Origin of the sequence: Campylobacter sp. MG1 (genome assembly GCF_026616895.1) — a bacterium.
In the GTDB taxonomy this organism is placed as follows: Bacteria; Campylobacterota; Campylobacteria; order Campylobacterales; family Campylobacteraceae; genus Campylobacter_E.
Genome location: NZ_JANYME010000003.1, coordinates 131,031 through 152,569, shown reverse-complemented (window position 1 = coordinate 152,569; position 21,539 = coordinate 131,031). Strand labels below are relative to the sequence as shown.

General features: G+C 23.6%; 22 protein-coding genes. 11 read left to right on the top strand and 11 right to left on the bottom strand.

Translation table 11 applies throughout. From position 1 onward, the window contains the following. Positions 1–498 precede the first annotated feature (498 nt). The 7 genes from NY022_RS03695 (at position 499) to NY022_RS03665 (ending at position 8,040) form a co-directional block, all read left to right on the top strand. Positions 499–1,257, top strand: coding sequence for a hypothetical protein (locus tag NY022_RS03695; RefSeq protein WP_267523612.1), 759 nt, complete (start codon positions 499–501; stop codon positions 1,255–1,257). Then, a complete protein-coding gene (locus NY022_RS03690; protein WP_267523610.1) occupies positions 1,254–1,520 on the top strand; it encodes a hypothetical protein in 267 nt (88 codons plus the stop codon). The genes NY022_RS03695 and NY022_RS03690 overlap by 4 nt, the downstream gene beginning before the upstream one ends. 1 nt (position 1,521) lies before the next feature. Beyond that, positions 1,522–2,268, top strand: coding sequence for a hypothetical protein (locus tag NY022_RS03685; RefSeq protein WP_267523608.1), 747 nt, complete (start codon positions 1,522–1,524; stop codon positions 2,266–2,268). A gap of 13 nt (positions 2,269–2,281) precedes the next feature. After that, positions 2,282–3,733: a type IV secretory system conjugative DNA transfer family protein gene (locus NY022_RS03680; protein WP_267523606.1), complete on the top strand. Its 1,452-nt coding sequence runs from the start codon at positions 2,282–2,284 to the stop codon at positions 3,731–3,733. Then, positions 3,733–5,856 (top strand): HD domain-containing protein, encoded by a 2,124-nt coding sequence (locus NY022_RS03675; RefSeq protein WP_267523605.1) that lies wholly within the window; start codon positions 3,733–3,735, stop codon positions 5,854–5,856. Before NY022_RS03680 ends, NY022_RS03675 begins: the two co-directional genes overlap by 1 nt. Next, positions 5,846–6,844, top strand: coding sequence for a TraU family protein (locus tag NY022_RS03670; protein ID WP_267523604.1), 999 nt, complete (start codon positions 5,846–5,848; stop codon positions 6,842–6,844). The genes NY022_RS03675 and NY022_RS03670 overlap by 11 nt, the downstream gene beginning before the upstream one ends. A gap of 173 nt (positions 6,845–7,017) precedes the next feature. Beyond that, on the top strand, positions 7,018–8,040 hold the full coding sequence (locus tag NY022_RS03665; RefSeq protein WP_267523603.1) for a RelA/SpoT domain-containing protein: 1,023 nt from the start codon (positions 7,018–7,020) through the stop codon (positions 8,038–8,040). A 57-nt stretch (positions 8,041–8,097) separates the two neighbouring features. Here NY022_RS03665 and NY022_RS03660 read toward each other — a convergent pair whose 3' ends face one another. The 6 genes from NY022_RS03660 to NY022_RS03635 all read right to left on the bottom strand — a co-directional run bounded on the left by NY022_RS03660 (position 8,098) and on the right by NY022_RS03635 (position 14,552). After that, positions 8,098–9,264 carry a class I SAM-dependent methyltransferase gene (locus NY022_RS03660; protein WP_267523602.1) on the bottom strand — a complete coding sequence of 389 codons (1,167 nt, stop codon included), beginning with the start codon at positions 9,262–9,264 and terminating at the stop codon, positions 8,098–8,100. A 1-nt stretch (position 9,265) separates the two neighbouring features. Next, positions 9,266–9,889 (bottom strand): restriction endonuclease, encoded by a 624-nt coding sequence (locus tag NY022_RS03655; protein ID WP_267523601.1) that lies wholly within the window; start codon positions 9,887–9,889, stop codon positions 9,266–9,268. A 61-nt stretch (positions 9,890–9,950) separates the two neighbouring features. Continuing rightward, positions 9,951–10,526, bottom strand: a complete 576-nt coding sequence (locus NY022_RS03650) for a restriction endonuclease (protein WP_267523600.1) — start codon at positions 10,524–10,526, stop codon at positions 9,951–9,953. A gap of 2 nt (positions 10,527–10,528) precedes the next feature. Further along, on the bottom strand, positions 10,529–10,753 hold the full coding sequence (locus NY022_RS03645) for a hypothetical protein (RefSeq protein WP_267523599.1): 225 nt from the start codon (positions 10,751–10,753) through the stop codon (positions 10,529–10,531). Positions 10,754–10,925: 172 nt separating this feature from the next. Beyond that, positions 10,926–12,398: a hypothetical protein gene (locus tag NY022_RS03640; protein ID WP_267523598.1), complete on the bottom strand. Its 1,473-nt coding sequence runs from the start codon at positions 12,396–12,398 to the stop codon at positions 10,926–10,928. Between the two features lie 12 nt (positions 12,399–12,410). Further along, positions 12,411–14,552: an HsdM family class I SAM-dependent methyltransferase gene (locus NY022_RS03635; protein ID WP_267523597.1), complete on the bottom strand. Its 2,142-nt coding sequence runs from the start codon at positions 14,550–14,552 to the stop codon at positions 12,411–12,413. 164 nt (positions 14,553–14,716) lie between these two features. Between NY022_RS03635 and NY022_RS03630 the strand changes: the two genes are divergently transcribed. From NY022_RS03630 to NY022_RS03615, 4 genes are read left to right on the top strand one after another with little or no spacing between them, the layout of a single operon-like run. After that, positions 14,717–17,287 carry a hypothetical protein gene (locus NY022_RS03630; protein WP_267523596.1) on the top strand — a complete coding sequence of 857 codons (2,571 nt, stop codon included), beginning with the start codon at positions 14,717–14,719 and terminating at the stop codon, positions 17,285–17,287. Next, positions 17,274–17,963 carry a hypothetical protein gene (locus NY022_RS03625; protein ID WP_267523595.1) on the top strand — a complete coding sequence of 230 codons (690 nt, stop codon included), beginning with the start codon at positions 17,274–17,276 and terminating at the stop codon, positions 17,961–17,963. The genes NY022_RS03630 and NY022_RS03625 overlap by 14 nt, the downstream gene beginning before the upstream one ends. Continuing rightward, on the top strand, positions 17,941–19,350 hold the full coding sequence (locus NY022_RS03620; RefSeq protein WP_267523594.1) for a UvrD-helicase domain-containing protein: 1,410 nt from the start codon (positions 17,941–17,943) through the stop codon (positions 19,348–19,350). Before NY022_RS03625 ends, NY022_RS03620 begins: the two co-directional genes overlap by 23 nt. Then, positions 19,350–19,643 carry a hypothetical protein gene (locus NY022_RS03615; protein ID WP_267523593.1) on the top strand — a complete coding sequence of 98 codons (294 nt, stop codon included), beginning with the start codon at positions 19,350–19,352 and terminating at the stop codon, positions 19,641–19,643. Before NY022_RS03620 ends, NY022_RS03615 begins: the two co-directional genes overlap by 1 nt. Before the next feature lie 78 nt (positions 19,644–19,721). Here NY022_RS03615 and NY022_RS03610 read toward each other — a convergent pair whose 3' ends face one another. The 5 genes from NY022_RS03610 to NY022_RS03590 are packed head-to-tail and all read right to left on the bottom strand — an operon-like array spanning position 19,722 to position 21,518. Next, positions 19,722–20,120 (bottom strand): thioredoxin fold domain-containing protein, encoded by a 399-nt coding sequence (locus NY022_RS03610; RefSeq protein ID WP_267523592.1) that lies wholly within the window; start codon positions 20,118–20,120, stop codon positions 19,722–19,724. Between the two features lie 5 nt (positions 20,121–20,125). After that, entirely contained in the window at positions 20,126–20,554 is a 429-nt protein-coding gene (locus NY022_RS03605; protein ID WP_267523591.1) for a hypothetical protein, read from the bottom strand. Between the two features lie 11 nt (positions 20,555–20,565). Next, positions 20,566–20,796 (bottom strand): hypothetical protein, encoded by a 231-nt coding sequence (locus NY022_RS03600; protein WP_267523590.1) that lies wholly within the window; start codon positions 20,794–20,796, stop codon positions 20,566–20,568. A gap of 24 nt (positions 20,797–20,820) precedes the next feature. Continuing rightward, the gene (locus tag NY022_RS03595; protein WP_267523589.1) at positions 20,821–21,087 is read right to left on the bottom strand and encodes a hypothetical protein; all 267 of its coding nucleotides are present in this window, start codon (positions 21,085–21,087) and stop codon (positions 20,821–20,823) included. Beyond that, a complete protein-coding gene (locus NY022_RS03590; protein WP_267523588.1) occupies positions 21,084–21,518 on the bottom strand; it encodes a hypothetical protein in 435 nt (144 codons plus the stop codon). Before NY022_RS03590 ends, NY022_RS03595 begins: the two co-directional genes overlap by 4 nt. Between the last annotated feature and the right edge of the window lie 21 nt (positions 21,519–21,539).

The window sequence follows — 21,539 nt, the reverse complement described above, 5'->3', positions numbered from 1 at the left end:
ATAAGTTCTTAAGGCATATTTGTTTTTTGTCGGAGTTTTTAACCTTTCACTTCAAAAACCCCATTTGCTTTTATATTTTATTTAATAATAAAAATTGTAAATGGGATTTTTACTTTAAAATAATAAAGAGTATCAATAATGAAATTATCACAAATAATACAATTTTTTTTCTATAAACAAAGACTTTTTAGAACGTTCACAAGTTTTAATTGAAGATATATACTTAGTAAAAGATGATAAAAATATTGACTATGTTGTTGTAAAGCCAAGTATAAATAAAAAAAATAATATTAGATCAAGTGAATTTATTAATATTTTAAATACATATTTTAAAAATCACGGAGATATTGATATAGCAACGGAATATAAAAGTTCATTTCAAAAAATTCAAAGGGTGTATTTTGATGAATTTTTTGACATTGTTTTTATTTAAAAAATAAATTTTTCACTAAACGAACTTTCTTTTAAAAAAAGCTCATCATAGTTTAAAGGAGAATTATGATGAGAACAAATTTCATAGGGATAGATAGTATCCGTTGTATTTGTAGCACTAAAGCCTTGTATAAATTTATTGAAAAACAAGGTTTAAGAGTTTTTACTAATCTTTGCAATCAAAAAGTAGTTTATTATAATAAGGAATTAGTATTTATTTTTAAATCTAGTAATTATGAACTAGATTTGTTATGTAAAAAAAGACATAAACGATATGGCTATTATTCTTTAGTTGAATTTTTAGGACTTAATCAACCTCAACGCAAGAATAACAACTTAATTGCTAAGCATAAAATCACAGCTTTTTTTATAAGGAAATATTGTATTTATAATATTGATTTGTCGGTTGATTTTTTAAAAGATAATAATAGTTTAAATAGCATTTTTATTAATTCTACTATATCTTATAAGGCAAGAAATTATCAAGTATATAAAAATACTATTTATGCAAATATACATAATAAAAAAGTAGATAAGATTAAACTATATGATAAGTTTAAAAAAGAAACTATTAAATTTAACAAATTTTTACCTAAAAGCCTTGAAAAATGGAAAAGGCTTGAATTTACATTTAATATAAAGGCTAAATTTAAACAATTCATAGGTAGTAAAAAGATATTTAATTATATATTCTTAATGCTTAAAAGCTATAGACAAATATTAGGTGATATTTGCAAGTTTGGTTTTAATCAAATGTTTTTAAAAAGACAACTTAGTTTTTTAAAAGATGTTAGAAAAACTTTGCTTTTAAAGGGGATATTATGAGTATTAGTATAAAAAAAACTTGTATTTTATCATCAGTTGAGGCAAATATTTTACATGAAACATTAATTAGAACAAATAAAGTGTTTTCAAAGATAAAAAAATATGAAAATATTGAAGACTTGCATAGAACTACTAATAAATTTATAAAAAAAGTAGATGAGTTAGAAGAAACACTACAAGAGATTTCAAATTATTATGGCATCAAATATAAAAAAGGTGCATTATTAACAAATGCTAAAAATTCAATGATTAGAAAGGATTAAGATGAACGCCGAAAATGATTTACATATCTTACAGCAAAATACTTCTAATGCTTATGTAAAACCAAGAAGTTTCATATCAGCATTAAGTGAGATACAAAGATTTTATGTACTTGAGAGTAAAACTGAAATACCAGAGGAATTTTTTACACTAGAACAAATTATAGATTATGTTAAGTTAGGATTTTTAGGTGGAGTTTTTGAAAGTTTTTTATTTATATTTGTGTTTTCATTACTGCAAATATTTTATGAGCCTATAAAAATTTACTTTTTTAATTCAGATATTGAGTATTTAGAGATATTTTTATTACAATTTATATCTTATTTACCTATAATAATTACTTCTTTACTGCTTTTATTTATAAGCAAATATTTTAATGGTAAATTTACAAAAAGAGCAATTTTATCTTTATTAGGTGGTAGAGCCTTATCTTTTTTCTTAAAAGCTATTGTCGTATTTGTGGTATTTTCATATTTTATTAATTTTGTAAATAATAACACAAGTAGTTTTAATTCATTTTTAGACTTTATTTCATCTTTACTTATGAAAATAAGTAACAATTTAACACCTAATTTTATTACGAATTTCTTTTATGAAAAAATATTTAATAGTGTTGAGGTAGTTATGTATAACATCATTTTTACTATGATGTTAAGTGGTATATTACCTTATTGTATGGTTATTTATAAATCTTATAAGAAAATCCACAGAGAAGAAAAAATCAAATATGAAATAGATAATTACAAATAATAAGGACACAATAATGAGTATATTAAACGATAAAAATAAAATAGTTACTAATTTTAATCCTAGTGGCGATTTATATATTGGCGATGGTTTTCATATTGAAGATAATGAAAAAAGTAAGCTGTATAAGATTTTTACACAAAAAGGTAATAGATTAAACCATACTTTTATATTTGGTTCTACTGGGGTTGGTAAGACTAGATTACTTGAAAATATGATAGAACAAAATATTAAAAATGGCGAAAATGTAGTAATAATTGACCCTAAAGGCGATACTGATTTGCTTTCAAAGGTAATTTATTTAGCCCATTTAAATAATAGAGAAAATGATTTAATGTTTTTAAGTCCTATCTACCCCGAGCAATCAATTAAAATAAATCCATTAAAGCATTATTATATGCCAGATGAGATTATAGGGCATATTATGGCTTGTATTCAATGTGATGACCCCTTTTTTTATGATAGTTCGTTAGAAACTACAACCTTAATAGTGCATTCTTTATTATTAATTAGAGACTTAAATAATTCTAAAGAACCTTTAACTTTTTCAGAGATTTCAAAATATACTTCAAGGGCTGGTATTAATGATTTATATACAAATTTTTTTCAAAGTGAAGAGTTAAGAAACAATATAATTGATAAGTTATTAGAAAAAGACCAAAATTTAGGTCTTAACTTAGGCAATAAAAGAGATATATATAAAAATAAGGTAAATCATTTAACTACACTTTTGTTAAAAGTAATTAACGCTCCTACTGGATATTTTGAAAAAGTATCAAATACTTTAAATGTTGCTTTGACAAAAATGACAAGTGGAAACATAGGGGCTTTAATAGGAGCTGAAACTGATAATAAATTTATTACTAAACTTGAAAATAATGAGGGGGTTATATTTTTCGTTCAAACTGGTTCTATGTTAGCAAAGATTACATCAAGTGCTATAGCAAGAGTTACTATATCTATGATACAAACCTTAGTAGGTCGTTTAAATGGTTCCAATAAAAGATTTGCAAAAAGGCTTAATGTCTATATTGATGAAATGGCTGAAGCTGTTTTCACTGGCATAGAAACACTTTACGCACAAGCTCGTAGCACAGATGTTGCAATCGTAGGGCTAACTCAGTCTTTAGCTGATATTATCGCTGTATTAGGACAAGATAGTGCAAGAAAATTATTTGATAACTCGGCTACTAAAATCATTATGAAAATGAACGATGTAACAAGTGCAGAACATATGGCAAAATTTGGAGGCACAAGAAAGATGAATTCTTTAGTTAAAAATGCTAATGGAGGACTTATGACTAAAGAACAAGATGAAGATGTAATTAAAGTTACTGATTTATTAAGGCTTGATAAACGAGAATTTTATTATTTTGGATTTGAGGGGCAGTTTAAAGGAATTACTGCTCCTGTTACCTCATCTCCATTAAAAATTAAGTTTCCAGAAATTACTATAAGGCTTGACTAATGGATAGGCTTTTAAGATTTATTGCAAGAACAAGTATAGAAATATTTAATACAAAGCATTTTAAAGGCAAACTAACTCTAAAGGCCTTTATTTTATTCTTTTTTATTGGCTTTTTATTATATTTTATAATAATGAAAGCACTTATTTTCTTTAATGAAAAAAGGCTTATTATATTAAGCACAGACTTTTTAAATTTAGATAGATTTATAGCTTATATAATACAGCCTAATATCAGTTTTATTTATTCATTTTTAATAGTGTCATTTATATTTATAGCTATTATTATTTATTATGGAGATTTTAGTAAGAGTGAAAAGAAACAATCTATTATATTCGGCTTTATAGATAATGAGGAGGGAGTTGATTTTAATGATATAGCTAAGATTTGGGTAGGAGAAAGAATTAAAGTTAATTATGAGAAAAAAGAATTTAAATATATAATTATTACTACAAATTATGTTATGTTAAAGCATTTTATTAATGGAACTATTATTCCATTAATGCAAAAGAAAAAGATAAATTACCAAGATACCTTAATTATTAAAGCCTTAATTGAGGCTTTTTCAAATTCAAAAGCTGGTAGTATCCCAAGTGTTGTAAATAACCAAGAAAACTATAAAAATTCTAAGAATAACTTAGGTAAAGGTATTAAAAGTGATTATGATATATTTGCAAATGTAAGTTTATTAGAGCATTCTTTAAATGTTGTATATAATTTATTAAAAGAAGAAAAACAAATAAGTAATTTAGGTGTAGCTATTATTTGTGGATTAACGCACGATTTAGGCAAAATACCTAAAAGCAACCTTGAATTAATATTTCCTTATGCTGTAATGAAAGAATTAGATAGTAGTCTTAAAAACTCACATGATATTATAGGTTCTATTTTGTTAAAGTATATACTTAATGAATTTAGAGAGATTGATTTTAACTTTAATACTTATAAGGATTATGAAGAAATAGAGTATGTGATAAATAATCATCATAATCTAAGTTTTGATACGGAGCATAAGTTTTATAATACATTAAAAATAGTTGTAGATGCCGATAGAAAAGCAAGAGCTGATGAAAAAACTAAATATATAGAAAAACCTTATGAATTGAAAGACTTTGAAATAAATAATACTCTAGCTTTAGGTATTAGTATTCCGAACTTAGATAGTATAAAAAATATTACAAATGATGAAAACATTAATGATAATTTAAAATCTAGCCTAGAAATATTAAATAATTTATCAATACAAGAAAATGAGTTAGAATATGAAAAGATAAGTATTACTAATGAGCCTATAAAAGAAGAGCCTATTAGTGTTTTAACTAATTCTTTAGCCGATAAATTAAAAGAATTAGGAGAGTTTAATAATAAGCAAAAATTAGTCGTATTAAAGGATTTTAATGATTTAAATAGTCTAAGTTTTAATTATTTTACTTGTGATGATTTTAATAACTTAGCGTTTTATATAGAAACCTCTAGTATTAATAAAAATATTTTAATAGAAAAATTAAAGGAAAAATCAAAGCAAATCTTAGTCTTTAAGTTAATAAATTATAAAGATGACTTAAAGCAATTAAAAGAAGATATAAAAAATACATTAGATAGTGTTGATTTAAACTTTTACGAATTTAAAAAAGAAAGCGATAAAAAAGAATATTATAAAGAAAATAATTTATTGTATTTAGAATTTGATATAGATTTTTATAAAAATAGAATATTAAAACTATTAAATAATGGTATAAATAATAATAATCCATTAAATCAAGATGATATTTATTCAATTTATAATCATCAAGATGGCGTAATAGTGTTTAATTATGATTTTATAATAAGCTGTGTTAGAGAGGTTTTGTTAAACGATAAGGATATAGAAAATAATTATACTTTATATGCTAATTATTTTATTAAAAATCTTGCTGAAAACGGCAATGTTAAATTCATAAATGCTAAGCAATACTTTTTTACTATTTATCAATTACTTAAAAATGACATAGTTATTAAAGAAATAAAGGCTGTTCCTATATTACCTAAAGCTTTTAATAAAAAGCCAAATAGCGTAAATACGGAGTTTAAAAATAATAATTTACAATTTTTTAAAGTTAAAAGGAGAACGACAAATGAGGCATAAAATAGCTTTTTTATTTTTAGGTTTTTTTATTTTTTTTAGTAAGGCAAATGCTGTATGCACTGTTACTTCACCAGTTGCTTTTCAATTAAGTGCTATATGTATTGATTGTATGTTTCCTATAAAACTTGCTGGAGTTAGTATTGTTGAAGGTGATATAATAGAAGGTGCTAATAGAGTAAATAAATCAATTTGTAAATGCCCTGGTAAATGGTTTGGTTATCCACAAATAGGTATTCCTATAGGATATTATAGTGTTGATAGGATACTTGATGTTGTAATAGATCCGTTTTGTTTTCCGAGTTTAGGATTTCAAGCTAAAAGTGGAGGTGCAAGTTCTTTTAAATTAGGTGGAGAACAAGGATATGAAACTGGTGATAATGCTACTACTTTTTATCAAGTTCATGAAATATATTATTTATTATCAGCTATATTAGAATTATTTACTGATATTTTATGCATGACTTCAAATTCTTCATTACTTGATATAGGTTATTTAACTGAATTTGATCCTATGTGGCAAAGTTCAACGCTTAGTGCAATTATTCAACCAGAGGCTATTTTATTTAATAACCCAGTAACAAATCTTGCTTGTATAACAGATGCTGTATCATCACAAGTAAATTTCCCACTTGATCCTTTGTTTTGGTGTAAGGGTTCATGGGGTAATACCTATCCATTAAGTGGCTTTGTTAGTAAGCATTCTTTAGTTGAAGATAGTGCAAGTATAGCTTCAACATTTATATTTAAAATGCATAGAGAATTGCTTACTTGGAATTCAAGTGGTATAAGTGCTTTATGTTTTGCCCATCCATTGCCTTTTTGGATAAAATCATCAAATAGACTACAATTTATAGCACCTATGCCTAATTTTACTGGTATGTCTATAGGAAGAAGTGGTATAATATGGGAGGCTGGTAAAAATATTCCTTTTGTAGGAGAAAATTTTTCTTACTTATGGTTTAGAAAACACGACTGCTGTGCTTTATAACTTTTTAACATATTTAAACAGAAATCACAGCTGCTTTAGTTGTATTTCAAAACGTGTTGTGGTAGAATTAGGTTTGTAATTAATATTGGTTATTTCCAAAAAGGAAATAGCCACTTTATTTTATATTTTTTCTTTAGTTTATTTTGTTATAATTAATTAGAGGTGTAAATAAAATGGGCGAAAATGATATTATAGCAACTAAAAAACAAGTGAGAAAAGCTGGAGAAAATATTAGAAACGATACTGCGAGTGAAAAAGATTATGAGATTATTTCTATATGGAGAAGCTTACACGCTCAGATAATGTCTAGTTTTGCTACATCTATTAATAGAAAATTAAAAAGTAAAAAAATACCAGCTAAAGTTATGGCTAGAAGATTAAAAAGGCTTAGTTCTATTGAGTTTAAATTGAAAAGATTTTCTAATATGCAACTTGATAGAATGCAAGATATTGCTGGTCTTAGAGTTGTTTTTGAAAACATTAAACAAGTTAGATTATTTCAGCAAATTATGGAACAAACTTATTTAAATGATAGTAGAAAATTTAAGTTAATAAAAACAAATGATTATATAAATACGCCTAAAAGTGATGGTTACCGCTCTATTCATCAAATATATGAGTATAAAGATAAAACAAAGCGAGGCTTAGAACTACAAATTAGAACGCAAATGCAACATCTATGGGCTACTGCTGTTGAAGTTTTAGGTATTAAAAGTAAATCAAAAATTAAACAAGGTTACGGAGAAGAATATTATAAAGAATTCTTTAGATTATCTAGTGCTTTATTTTCAATTATTGAAAACACTGAAATAAATAATGATTATAAATCTTTTTCAAAGAAACAAATTTGTAATGAGATTTCTAAGCTTGATAAAGAATATAATATTTTAAAAATGCTTTCTAGTCTTTTAGTATCTAGTAAAAATATAGAAGAATTAAAGCAAAAAGACCACTATTATTTTGTTATAGAATTAAACACAGATGCTAAAAAATTAAGAATTACTGGATATAAAAAATCGGATTTTAATAAAGCTAAAGAATATTATGATTTTTTAGAAAAAACTGCTATAAAAACAAATGAAAGCGACATAGTGCTAATATCACTTGATAAGATAAAAACTCTAAGGAGTGCTTATCCTAACTACTATTTAGATAGTAGAGAATTTGTTAAAGTAATTGAAAAGGCTATTAAATAGAAATGGTTGTTTTTGCTTTGGAAAGCACCACAAAAAGATTTTTTTAAAAAAATAAAATTAGTCAATTAGCTTTAACAATTCTATAAAATTATCATCTAATACACAATTTTCTAAACTCTTTTGAGAGAATAAAAATCTTCCATCGCAAACAAATCCTAATTCATTCCAGTTAGTATTATTTAATATATCGCAAACTTTATCAATTCCTATTTTATCAATATCAAACTTTGGAAAAATAGCTAATATTGAGCCATCGTATGCTTTACAAGTATGGGTAAAAAAAGGTTTTTTATTCCTTGTTTTTGTATTTACATAAATTCTTTTCTGTTCGCTTTTATAATAATCTCTACCCCATTGCCAGTAGTTACTTTCATTAAAAGTTCTAATTTTTCTATTGATTAGTTCATCTTTATGTGAAATGATATATTGACAAGTTTTAGCAAAATCCCCATATATCATTTTTTTTGTTTTCTTGGTTTTGCAAGTTTGAGAATTAACAAAATCTACATTGCCGTATTGTTCGTTATGAAATATCTTATCAGCCCCACTAACTGCACCAACTTTAACATAAAATAATTTATTAAAAGGTATAAAATAATTGTTATTTGTAAATAATAATTGTCCGTTAATACAATTGAATTTTTTATATTCAGTAGTAGTTCTTTTAAAATTATTCTTTTCAAAACGCCATATAGCGCAATTAGGTTGGGCGTTATTAAAAATCTTTTTATCTCCTAAATCTATAAAATCAGTGATTGTTCCTTGGGAGAATATAAAGTTATTTAATTTTATACTTGATGTATTTTTTAAAAAATCTCTTGGAGTGATAAAAATTAATTCCCCTTTATCCTTTAAATGTAATATGCTTTTATATATAAAATATAAATATAAATTACTTCTTGCATCAAATAAAGCATTAAATTGTTTTAGTATTAGTTTTGTTTTATTATTTATATCTTGGTGCTTAACATAAGGTGGATTTCCTATAATAGTATCAAATTTTTCATCTAAAGAATAATCAAAAAAATCTATATTTAGAATATTATTTGATTTAATAACATTTTTATCTATTTCTATACCTATTTTATTGTTTGGTAAATACTGAAAAAATGCACCATCTCCACAACTTGGCTCTAAAAATCTACCATTATTTTTTATTAACCCTAACATTTCTGCAACTATATTAGTTGGGGTAAATACTTGTCCTAATGTTTTAATATTCATTTTATAAAAACTCTGGGAAATATTTTTTAAAATAATTTGTTGCCTCAGCTCTTTTGTGTAAAGATTGAGAGAAATGATTTAATATAAAATACTTAGCACTTTCATAATCTCTATTAATAGGTATTTTATTTTCTTCCCATGTTGCTTGAAATGGAAGATTATTGCCGTTAGGTGTTAATTTATTTAATGTTCTTAAAGAACATAAAAAAATATCATTATAATCGTTTTTATTAATTATTAAAAAATAATAATCTTTATCATTATTTGTAATATGTTCTTTAAGATTTTTAAAATACATATCCCAACTAACGATGTTATTAAATGTAGGCATTATTCCAGTTAAAGAATAATATATTCCAAGTTTGCAATTTAAATTATCAGCTGTTGTAGTTGTGCTAACTTTTATATTTACTGGATAAAAAGCGTTTTCTGTTTGGATACAAAAATCATACCAGTATCTAACTTTTGGAATTCCGATAATATTACCAAAACGCATTTGTATTAAATTGATGATTTGGTCTTCATTAAATGCTGAATTTAACCTACCATCGTTTGTTACTTGTTCTAAATTAAAGTTTTGCCTTATTAGATATTCTTTAATATCATTTAATTCATTTGGGAACATTTTTATAATCCTTTTTTAACTATTGTTATTAATTTAACAAAAGATTTTAAACTACTGATGATTAGTCAGTAGCTTTTTCAAAAAAGTTAGGTTTATTAGCTATTTTTCTTAATTCAGCTAAATAACTTCCTTTTATTCCTTGATAAGGAATAGAGATTAATTCTATGTCTATATTTTTATTATTTCTAACATGTTCTATATATTTTAATATGTTTTCATCTTTACTAATATCACAAGATACTATAAATAATAATTTATAGTATTTAGAAGACTTGCCATTTAAATATACAAAACATTCACCTATAAATTTTTTAATAACATCAGTATTAATGTATTCTAAAGTTTTATGATTTTTACATTGTATTAATAAGGTTTTATCATTATTTTTCTTAGCTATTAAATCAATTCCGGCATCAAATTTTAATAAATACCTAGTTTCTACCTCATAATCTAAGCCCTTGTAATAATCGGCTATTTGCATTTCATAAGAAAAGCCGTTAATTTCGTTTTCGTTTAGGTTGATTTCATTACTAAGGGCTTTGCTTTGTCTAATGCTTTTAAATTTCTTATATCTTTTATATATTACTATAGATAAGCCTACATAGTAAATTACTAATATAGAAATTGTAAAAGCCATTGCTATTCTTTATAATCTAAATATAATTGTTTTTCTTTGTTAGCTTGAGAATAAAAATAAACAAATAATGCTACTGCTACAAGGTTCATATTAATAATAATACCTAGATTAAATCCTGCAAACATTATAGAAAGCACAATACTAAATAAATAATAAGCTAAATACATTCCACTTAGCACCATAGCCAAATAAAAAACACCAAATTTGATTTTATGAATTTCTTTCACAGATTATCCTTTTTCAATATTTTATAAATTATAATTGAAAAACTATTAAAATCTATTTAAAATAAATAATTTCTATGAAAAAAAAAGACTGGAACTTAGCGTAGTTTTAATCAAAATGCGTTTTTGAACATCGCTAAGTTGTTTTTATTTTAGCAAAAAATTATTATTATAATTAAAATCTAATATTTATATCTTCTTCATTTATAATTTTATCAATAGTTGAATTTAAAATTTTTTTCAAATATTTTATATTTTTATCTAAATTGTAAATACCAGCATTTTTACAAAATTCATTATCAATATTATCAAAATTATCTAATTTTACCATTTTATAATCTATATCTATATTTGGATTGTAATATAAGTTAGATATTTCTTGCTGTTTTTTACTTGTAAAATTAGGAAAAGGAATTGTTAAAAAATGTTCTATTTTTAATTCTTTCATCTTAGAGCCTGTTGTTAAAAGCCCACAATATTTTCTCATAAAATTAGTATTTAAAAAACAAAGAATAAAAATTAATCGTGCTGTATCATATCCAAATACTTTATATAGTCCTTGATTATGATGTCCTAATCCAAAATCTTTAAAACAATAAAACATACTTTTACCACAATCTATACCATCCCCACGATTTACAAGTAAAATACAATCATTTTTTATATTATTAGTTTTTTTGTGTCTAATATACTCATCAATAATAATATTTCCATAACTATTAAAATGCGTTGGAGTTAGCCATTTATAAGGCAAGTTTTCATAATCTGATATATACCTAATTTCTGGCGTATTACCACTTTTAATATTTTCATTATCAATAAAAAAATATCCATTTTTGTAATTTTTGACTAAAAATTCAATATATTTAAAATCTTTAGAATGAATACCAGTATCTAGTCTAGCATTTTCTTCTAAATCTTTTATAGTTGGTTCTTTATAGATAAATTTATCTTTTTTTTGATTATTAACAAGCTCTTCTTGTATAAGGTTTGTTATTTGCTCATGTCTTTTTCTTATTAATTTTTCTTTATTTATAATGGATTTTGTAATTTTTTCTACAAATGCTATAGTTTGTTCTATATTATTTTTTGGAAATGGAATTTTGCAATCCAAAAATAAAGTTTTAGCATGTCTTATAGTTGCTCCTTTCGGAACTAAAAAATCTAGTTGTTGTTTAAAAATATCGTGTTTTATTATTGATAGAATATAAAATTTATTTTTTTTAATCGGTAGTTTATATAAAGCACCAGAAAGCATAGTATTTGGATAATCTTTATCTAGTATGATTACTTCTCCTATATTACTATCCTTTGAAATAATTACATCGTTTTCTTTTAAATTCATATTTATAAAAGCTTGTGGAATTATATATTCACTTGCACTTTTTTCAAAATTAGGTAAAAAAGAGTATTTTTGTAAAGCTCTACTTTTTATAAAACAGTATTTTGATTTTTTTACATAGGCTGAAGAACCAACTTCACATCCTAAATCACTTCTTTTTAGATCTCTTTCCAAGCACTCTTTTAATGTTTTTACATTATTATTTTTCATAATTAATTGTTTATATGTATTGCTAGAAAAACTATAATAATTTTTTAACATGTCTTTATAATTTATTACTTGTGGTATATCTATATAATGTTTCATTTTGTCTACTTTTTATTTAATGAAAATATTTTGTAAATCTTCTTCTTGCGATAAGCACCATTTTTTAAATTCAAAAATAGTTTGTGTAAAATCTTCATCTATTTTAGCTTTTCCATTTTCATCTATTTCTATTTCAAAATTATTAGGGTTTATTTTATAAATAGGAACAAATGTTTTATTTTTAGCCTTTGTTATTACTTCATATCCTAAATTTTCTATAGTTTTAATAAAAATTTGATAATTGCTTTGCCTTAATTCAGCTAATCTATTTTCGGTTGGTTTATATGCAACTATTATTGTTACATTTACTCCAGTTTCTGCAAATGTATTAGATGGTAAATCAAATAAAGCCACAATACGCATCTTTTTCATTAGCCATTCTCTAACTTTAATATGTGTATCAATACTAGCTATAGAATTTGATAAAACTATACCTAACCTACCATTTTTATTTAAAATTCTATAAGCGTTTTCTAAAAATAAAACACCTAAATCTAATTCATTTACTTTTTTACCTTTTTGCCTTTTATTATTATTAGTTTTTGTATATAAGTTCCAAGTTTCATAACATTCTATTATTTTTCTTTCTTTTTCATTTCGTGGATAGAAAGCTCTTCCTTGTCCGAATGGTGGATTGGTTAAAACAACATCAAATTTTTTAAGCTCTTTATTATCATCTCTTCTATCCCATTCCCCATTTTGATTTGTATTAGGGTCAAGCTCTATCATATCATTTTCTTTATCAAATTTATAAAGAATAGAGCCTAAATCGCTTTTTTGTTCTATTTTTGCATTTCCATCCCCATTTAAAAGCATATTAAGAGTAGCAAGGCTAATCATTTGTGGGTCAATATCTACTCCAAATATGTTATTATCATCTAATTGACTATTAGAATTGACATAAGAAACTGATAAAAAGTCTGCTATACCTACTGTTGGGTCAATAATTGTTTCATTATTTCTTGGATTAACAATTTTTACTAAAAAATCAATCACTGGTATAGGTGTTAAAAATTGTCCGTTTTCGCCTTTAACAAAATGAGAGGCAAAGTTGTTAAAAATTAACTGGTATAAATCAGTTTTATGAGATTTGACAAATGAATAATTTTGTAATTCTTTAACAACGCTAATTAAAACCTTTATATGGTTTTCATTGTGAAAATCTAGCTCTTTGTCTTTTAATATACGGCGATAATTACCACTTGCATCGTTAATAATTTCTTTAATACGCTCTATAAAATTTTTAAATATTTTATCTGATATTTTTTCGTAATTTTCTTCTTCTTGTGTAATGTAAAATTGTAGATATGAATTGTTTTTATTAGCTCTTTTTTCATCAAAAATTTTAATTGCTAAAATTTGTATTAATATTGAATAACCTTTTTGATTGACTAAACTAACTTTATCCATTGTTTCTAGGATTTTATACATTGCATTACTTATTTGTGTAGAGTGAATACCAGATATAGCATCTAAATCTTTTATAGTTCTTTTTTCTTGTAGTTGTTTTGGTTGTGTTTGACTTAATAAATCATTAAAATTTGGAATATAATTATAAGGGTCAGTAAGATGTAGGTTTAAATCTTTCGTTTTTGAATTATCAGCTAAAGAATTAAACTCTTCTGCATATCTTAAAAATTTACCTTTTTCTTTTTTAAATAAAAATAATTTTTCAGTATCATAATAAATACCTAAACAAAAATCTCTCTCACTTTCTTTTAAATATGTTTTTACTTGTTTTTCGTAAATTTCTTGTATATCTTTACTATCATTTTTTTTAAATTCGATAATGGCTATAATATGCTGTTTTATCCATTCTAAATCATTTAAATCGTTATTATTATGATAATTTTTATATTTTGAAAACCAAGTTATATCATCAAATATACAAGCATCTATTTTTATATGTTTGCTATCTTTATTGCCTTTTGGTAAATGTATTTCTGTTCCTATATAATCTTTTGAATAAAGACCTGAATTTATCAAGCTATAAAGAAACTGCCATTTATAAAATTGTTCTGATTTTTGTGTTTTTGCATTATTTAGTAAATAAACTACTTTATTTAATGTTAAATGTTCTGGTAAAAAAGCTACATATTCATAAATGTCTTTATTTAAATTATCAAATTCTTGTTTGCAATGTAAAAATGCCATTTTATACTCTCTTTGTTTAAATTATATTATTAATAAATTTTTATGCTTAAAAATACTCCACTTATAAGTATATTGATTTTGAATTAAAAAAAAATAAAAATTTTTTTTCAACTAAATGAACTTTCTTTTAACTTTCTAATAATATGAAATAAAAAGGAGAAAAAATGTTAAAGAAAAGTTTAATTTGTTATATTTTTATAGGATTAAATCTTAGTGCTAATAATATTGATGTTAATGCTATAATGAAGTCTATTACTGAAAACAAAGACATTAACTCTTTTAAAGTTGAAAACCTAAAAAAAGAAGTTATAGGTAGCAATGAAAAAGGCAAAGAAATTCAAGGAATTTATCAAGGTGCTGGAGAAGAACTATTATTAAAAGTTCAATTAAATTATAATAATAATGGACTTAACTTAAATATTAAAAATAATAAAAACACAACTCTTGCTACATTAAACAATATAAAAGGTGTTTGTAGTGGTAATGTAAATTATGATGATAATTATAATGAAACTGGCAAATATTTAAATGAGTTAATTTTTGCTAAGGATTATAAGGTAATTGAAAGACAAATTAATAAAACAAGATTAGAGGCTATACAAAAAAAATGCGGTGAATTTCGTAGTTGGGGTTTTAATAAATCAATTTTTAATAATTATAAACAAGTTAATGAATGCTATAAAAGAGAATGCGAAATTTTTAATAAAGATATAAATGTTGCAAAGGAAAAGAAGTATTTTTGGTTTTTTAGTGGTGGTAAAGGTATATGTTATGAAAAATTAGGAGTATATAGTGGCTATACTTTACAAGTTAATAATGCAAATAGTGTTAGTATAATAAATACAATAAGTGATTTATCTACTAATGGTTGTTATTGCACTAGTAAAGATTGCGATAGTCCTTTAGGAAGAGAAGATATTGCAAGAATTATAGAACAAGGTTTATTAGGCAAAATCTCTCAAAGCATTTTTATTACTAATACATCATATAAAAATGATGAAATATTATTTTATGCTCTAAAGAGTGATAAAGTAAATAATATAAATACTGCTAGAAATTTTACTGATTTTTCTATGCCGACTATATCAAAGAATGCTAGTAATAAAACCATATCAAATGAAGTAGAAAAAGTAAAAGAAAAAGATGAGGCTTATAAACAAATAAAGACCTCAACTATATCTAATAATTATTTAGCAGATGAAAACTCATTTGAATTTAAAGAATTAAACTCAATTACTAATATGAATGAAAAAGTAATTAAAGATAACGCTAAAATAAAAGACGATATCTTAGAATACAATACACAAAATAATAAAAAAGAAGTAATTGAAGTTACAAAGGTGCAAAAACCTAAGTCATTAGGTAAATGTTTAATAGGTTTTAAACAAAAATCTAATACGATAATACAAGATGATATATTAAAGACTGAGAATAAGAAGAATGATGATTATACACATTTAAAAACTAAGGCTTGTATTGAAGATAGTAATAAAAAAGCTATTTGTCCTTTAGAAAATAAAGAAATAATTGTAAAAGATTGTAATGAAAATATAGATAATGTTTCTTTAGCTAAGACTTATGCTGCTAATGAATTAATAAAGGAATTAAAAGAAGTAAGAAAAGGTAGTAATAAAGAATATATCCCTAATGATATAAGAATTTTTAAGGCTCAAAGACATAACATCTTAGAAAAACAAATATATAGTTGTCCTGCATCTAATTTGGGTAATATTAGAATGAGTGGTTTTCACCCAAGTATTTTAGCTGAATATGTCGCAATGATGGCGACACAGGCTACTCAATGTTTAATAAAACCTATGTTTTATAGCTTTTTTAGTGGTGGTATTTTAAATTTAGTTGATAGTGAATATGCTAAATATGTAGAATTTGATGTAGGTTTTGCTCAAAATCATCAAAAAACTTGTTGTCATGCTAAATTTAAAGAACAAAAAATAGAATTTCCAGAAGTATTGGAATTTAAAACTAGCGATGAGGCTAAAGCTTTTTGCGATAGTAAGAAAAGTTATTTAAAAAGTGCATACAATAGCACTTGTGCTGAGTATATAAATAGTGCAAAGGCTACAACTAGAGTTACAAATGTAGCTGGTAGTGGTTGTAATATTGCGTATGCTTATGATGGAGAAAAAGCTTTTAAAGTAGATAGAACTTCTAAATTAGGCTCACTTGATGCAAAAATTAGCACTGGTTATAATTTATCTAACTTAAAATTAGCAAGTGCAAGACTTAATACTTGTAAAAGTGATTTATCAGAACAAGAGGGTTTTGTACAAAAAGTAGCCGATGGTTCGTGTAGATTTATAAACCATACAAGAAGAATAGATTATTATTCTAAAACAAGAAAATCAGGCCCTTTTGGAGCTATAAGAGGAACTATTAGCTTTCCTAGATATACGGAACATATATATAATTTTTGTTGTCAAAACTCACGTTTTGCAAGAATTATTATGGAAAATGCTGAAAGACAAGCAAAAACTAATCCTAAATTAAAAGGTGTTAATTTTTGTGATGGATTAACATTAGAACAATTTAAATTACTAGATTTTAATGATATGAATTTTGATGAGGTATTAGCCGATTTTGGCATCAGTGCTAGTGCAAATCTATCAGATGTTAGCACTGAAGATTTAAGTAAATATATATCAGTAATAAACAATACCCTAATAAAAGAAAATATAGATAAAAGGGAGGCTTATAAAACAAATGAAAATAAATGATTTTTTTAATGATTTAGAATGTAAATATCAAGTATCAAAACTTGAATTATTAATTTTATTACAATTTTTAATTAAAAAAGAGTTGGGGTTAAAATATGATGTGTATTTAGAATTAGAAGATGATAAATGTTATTTATATGAAAATCATATAGATAACTTTGAGAGAGAATTTAGATTAACAAAAAAAATAATAAATAACATAAAGCAAAAACTAGAGCAAGAAGTAAATAATAATCATTTGAATAATGAAATTAAAGATTTAAGGTATAAGTATTTAAAAAAAGTTATTAAAGGCGAGATTATAGATAGTTATAAATATGGTTATATAGTAAAAACTCCTATAGCTATGGCTATATTACCTTTTAATCAATTATCAAAACAAGATCAGCATAGTATAGAATTTTTTAAAGAAAAATATTTTTTTATTACTAAAATAAATAAGATTGATAATTTTAGAAATGAATTTGTTTTAGATACTAAAAATCAAACCAAAATTATCATTTATATACTAAAACAAAATCTAAAACAATTCTTTATTAAGATAAATAATAACACCATTACTATATTTACCAAAAAGCCAGTTGATAGTAGAGTTAAAAGTAAAATTATAAGTAGCATAGGCAAAGGTTATAAAATATATTTTAAGGATAATGATGCTAACAAAAGAGCAAAATAAAATAGTAACTGCTGATTTTGATGATATTTTAGTAATAGAGGCCTATGCTGGTTGTGGAAAGACTAGCACATTAATTAAGTTTTGTGAAAAGAGAAAAGATAAAAAAATACTATATTTAGCATACAATAAATCAATGGGCGATGAGGCTAAACAGAAGTTTAAGCATTTAAAGAATGTGAGTGTATTTACTATGCACTCTTTAGCCTTTAAACAATTAGAAAAAACACTAAGATTAAAGCAAAGAATTTTAGGTAATATAAAAGCTAATGATTTATTTGATTTTAAAAGCTTAAAACAATTAAAAGACAATAATACTAAACTTAAAATTATAAATATATTTTTAAAAATATATAAAAGTTATTGTAATTCTAGTGAAAACAATTTATTAAGTTTTTCCAAAAAACAATTAGAAGATAAGGCTTTAAATTTAAATACTAGGATTTCTAATGCTATAATGAAAGAATTAGATGAAAATATTAAAAATAATGATAATATTATATATGAACATGATTTTTATTTAAAAGAATTTCAGTTATCAAATCCAGTATTAGAATATGATTATATATTAGTAGATGAGGCACAAGATTTAAATGATTGTGTAATTGATATAGTATTACAACAAAAAGCTAAGAAAGTCTTTATTGGAGATACTTATCAAAGCATTTATTCTTTTAGAGGAGCAAATAATGCTCTAAACAAATTATCAAATTTAAAAAATGCAAATATTTTATACCTTACTCAGTCTTTTCGTTGTTCTCCTAAGATAGGTGAATTAGCAACTATAATATTAAAATTAAATGGTGCTAAAAATGATTTTATAGGATTAAACGAAAAATATATTGAAAACGAACAATTAACAATAATTACTAGAACTAATGCCATATTGTTTGATACTGCAATAAAATACGCCGAGCAAGAAAAAAGTATTTATGTAGTAGGAGATATAAAAGAAACTTGTAATGAGTTAATAGATATATGTAATCTAATTATAAATAAAAAAGAATATGTAAAAAATGAATGGTATTTAAAGTTTAGCAATTTTTATGATTTAACAGATTTTATTAATGCTACTAATGATATAGAATTAAAAAATAAGGTAGTAATTATATGTAAGTATTTAAGTCAAAATAAAAGTATATATGAATTAATTAAGCTACTTAAAAAACATTTAGTAAATAATATGAATAATGCTGATTATATTATTACAACAGCACATAAATCCAAGGGGTTAGAGTTTTTAAATGTAGAGCTTACAAAAGATTACAAAATATCACTAGAAGAAAAAGAAGAATTAAACCTTTTATATGTAGCAATTACTAGAGCAAAACAAAACCTGATTATGCCAAAAGATATTTTAAATTTTATACAAAATAATAAGGAAAAATAATGCAAAGAGATTTAATTATTAATACACAAAGAGGTCAATATAAAAATACTGATTATTTTATAGATAGTTTTTTAGATTACTCAATATTTGGAATTGAAATAAAACACAATAACTTATTTTTAATTTTAAAACACTGTATAAACTTTCCTTATAAAATTCAACAATATAAAGGTATAGTAAAAATTAGCTATAAAATAGAATGCAATAATATAACACAACGTGAAAACACTGCCTTAAAAAAGATAAAAATTTTAATTAATCAATTTAGAACTAATACTAAAATACTACTTTAGTATTAGTTAAATAATGTTTATAATGATATATTATTAAATAAGTATTAGTTAAATAATATTTATAAAATAGATAATTAATTATTTAGGATTTAAAACTTCCCTTACTTTATCTACATATTCTAAAACCTTATTAGGTTCAACAGCACCTTTTATCTCTGGTATAAACAAATCTGGTCTTTTAGGATTTATTACAAAAGTAGTAGGAGTAACACTTAAAGTAAAATAATTTGCAAATAATTCTAAATTGTCTTTTATTTCTAAAATAGCTACTTCATATTCTTTACCTAAAATATCTAAGGTTTGAGTGTTTTTTAAGTTATTTAAAAATGTATGACAATGTCTGCAAGTATCAGTTACTGCAAATAAAACTAAAAGTTTGTTATTTTTTTCAGCCTTTTCAAACGCTGTATCAATATTAGTATAAATTCCAGCATTTAAAAATCCTAAACAACATAATGTTATAATTAATTTTTTCATATCCATTATCCTTTAATTTTTATTTCAAAAATATCTTGTTTTTTATTAACCTCATCAATCAAATTCATAATTAATTTGGCTATTTGTTCTTCTGTGCTATTAGGTTCTACTTTTATATTAAATTCATTATAATTAATATCATATTCATCTATATAGCAAAAAAAGTCTATAATTATGTAGTTTGTTAAAAAATACAATCTTACATATAAATAAAGTGGTATTAAATTAATATTTTTTATATTTTTATTAGGTGATATATTTTTAATTTTTTCAAATGTTTTTATTTCTTCTAAATAAAATTCTCTAAATTCATCTAAATACAAGCAAATTTTAAAAGAATTAGTATCAGTATAAATTTCTCTTTTATTAAAAACTTGTTTTATTAATGCAATTAAACCTTGTTTGCTAACTATTTTTACTATTTCTTTATTCATTTATATTTTACCTACCATAAATTTATAAAAGTATTTCCGTGTTCTTCTACTAAATCATATACTGATATACCATCGTATCCTTTATAATCACATATTTTATTTCTGTATTGGCTTACAACAAAAATATTTTCACCATGTTTTTCTTTTGCATCATTTAGTAATTTTATAAAATCATTTATATTTAAAATTTCTTTACCTACAACTCTAGGTTGTCCATCAACTATAATTATTTTTTCTTTCATACTATCTCCTTTATTGTTGTTTGTTTAATTACTTCGTAATCTAGTTTTAATTTTTAAAAATAATTCTTCACTTTGCTTATCTTGTTCTTGCATTTGTTTATCACGCCTAGCTTTGCGTAGCCCTCTTTCTTTTGTAGCACTTTCTGTGATTAATTTTATTTTTTGATTATGGCTTAGCATAAACCATTCATCAATACTAATCTCATAGTATTTTTGTACTAACTTAAAAGCTCCACGCTCTTTATAAAAACAAAGCTTTACTATTTTTAAATAATTTTTTAAAAAACTCATATTTCTATCCTAAAGTATTTTTGATTTTTATTAGTTTCTTTTATTTTCATTAAAATATCTGTTAATAAATTTTCTTTAGTGCTTTCAAATTTTCTTTTATAATATAAGGTATTAATAGGCATTCCAGCTAAAAAAGTAACTAATATTTTATCCTTAGATTTTTTTTCTAGTTTAATAAATAATTCAAAGGTTAAATATGTGATATATTCAGCCTTTATTTTTGTTTGTTTATAAACATTTTCTTTTATTTTATTTGTAGGAATTATGCTAATAGCGTGTAATTTACTATCTTTTATTAGTGGAATAATTACATCAGTATAACTTAGTTTTTTAATAGCTTTGCTTACTAATTTTTCTATCTCAACTTTATTCTTAATTTTAACTTTTAATAAATTGTTATCAATATTAAAAACTTGCGATAAACTATTCATCTTGCATCTCCTAAATTAAAA

What these genes read in the sequence shown, in the direction of transcription:
- NY022_RS03635 (WP_267523597.1), bottom strand. Translation starts at nt 14,552, where the DNA reads ATGGCATTTTTACATTGCAAACAAGAATTTGATAATTTAAATAAAGAC.
- NY022_RS03685 (WP_267523608.1), top strand. Translation starts at nt 1,522, where the DNA reads ATGAACGCCGAAAATGATTTACATATCTTACAGCAAAATACTTCTAAT.
- NY022_RS03680 (WP_267523606.1), top strand. Translation starts at nt 2,282, where the DNA reads ATGAGTATATTAAACGATAAAAATAAAATAGTTACTAATTTTAATCCT.
- NY022_RS03630 (WP_267523596.1), top strand. Translation starts at nt 14,717, where the DNA reads ATGTTAAAGAAAAGTTTAATTTGTTATATTTTTATAGGATTAAATCTT.
- NY022_RS03610 (WP_267523592.1), bottom strand. Translation starts at nt 20,120, where the DNA reads ATGAAAAAATTAATTATAACATTATGTTGTTTAGGATTTTTAAATGCT.
- NY022_RS03690 (WP_267523610.1), top strand. Translation starts at nt 1,254, where the DNA reads ATGAGTATTAGTATAAAAAAAACTTGTATTTTATCATCAGTTGAGGCA.
- NY022_RS03625 (WP_267523595.1), top strand. Translation starts at nt 17,274, where the DNA reads ATGAAAATAAATGATTTTTTTAATGATTTAGAATGTAAATATCAAGTA.
- NY022_RS03605 (WP_267523591.1), bottom strand. Translation starts at nt 20,554, where the DNA reads ATGAATAAAGAAATAGTAAAAATAGTTAGCAAACAAGGTTTAATTGCA.
- NY022_RS03655 (WP_267523601.1), bottom strand. Translation starts at nt 9,889, where the DNA reads ATGTTCCCAAATGAATTAAATGATATTAAAGAATATCTAATAAGGCAA.
- NY022_RS03670 (WP_267523604.1), top strand. Translation starts at nt 5,846, where the DNA reads ATGAGGCATAAAATAGCTTTTTTATTTTTAGGTTTTTTTATTTTTTTT.
- NY022_RS03640 (WP_267523598.1), bottom strand. Translation starts at nt 12,398, where the DNA reads ATGAAACATTATATAGATATACCACAAGTAATAAATTATAAAGACATG.
- NY022_RS03650 (WP_267523600.1), bottom strand. Translation starts at nt 10,526, where the DNA reads ATGGCTTTTACAATTTCTATATTAGTAATTTACTATGTAGGCTTATCT.
- NY022_RS03590 (WP_267523588.1), bottom strand. Translation starts at nt 21,518, where the DNA reads ATGAATAGTTTATCGCAAGTTTTTAATATTGATAACAATTTATTAAAA.
- NY022_RS03600 (WP_267523590.1), bottom strand. Translation starts at nt 20,796, where the DNA reads ATGAAAGAAAAAATAATTATAGTTGATGGACAACCTAGAGTTGTAGGT.
- NY022_RS03675 (WP_267523605.1), top strand. Translation starts at nt 3,733, where the DNA reads ATGGATAGGCTTTTAAGATTTATTGCAAGAACAAGTATAGAAATATTT.
- NY022_RS03615 (WP_267523593.1), top strand. Translation starts at nt 19,350, where the DNA reads ATGCAAAGAGATTTAATTATTAATACACAAAGAGGTCAATATAAAAAT.
- NY022_RS03620 (WP_267523594.1), top strand. Translation starts at nt 17,941, where the DNA reads ATGCTAACAAAAGAGCAAAATAAAATAGTAACTGCTGATTTTGATGAT.
- NY022_RS03695 (WP_267523612.1), top strand. Translation starts at nt 499, where the DNA reads ATGATGAGAACAAATTTCATAGGGATAGATAGTATCCGTTGTATTTGT.
- NY022_RS03665 (WP_267523603.1), top strand. Translation starts at nt 7,018, where the DNA reads ATGGGCGAAAATGATATTATAGCAACTAAAAAACAAGTGAGAAAAGCT.
- NY022_RS03660 (WP_267523602.1), bottom strand. Translation starts at nt 9,264, where the DNA reads ATGAATATTAAAACATTAGGACAAGTATTTACCCCAACTAATATAGTT.
- NY022_RS03595 (WP_267523589.1), bottom strand. Translation starts at nt 21,087, where the DNA reads ATGAGTTTTTTAAAAAATTATTTAAAAATAGTAAAGCTTTGTTTTTAT.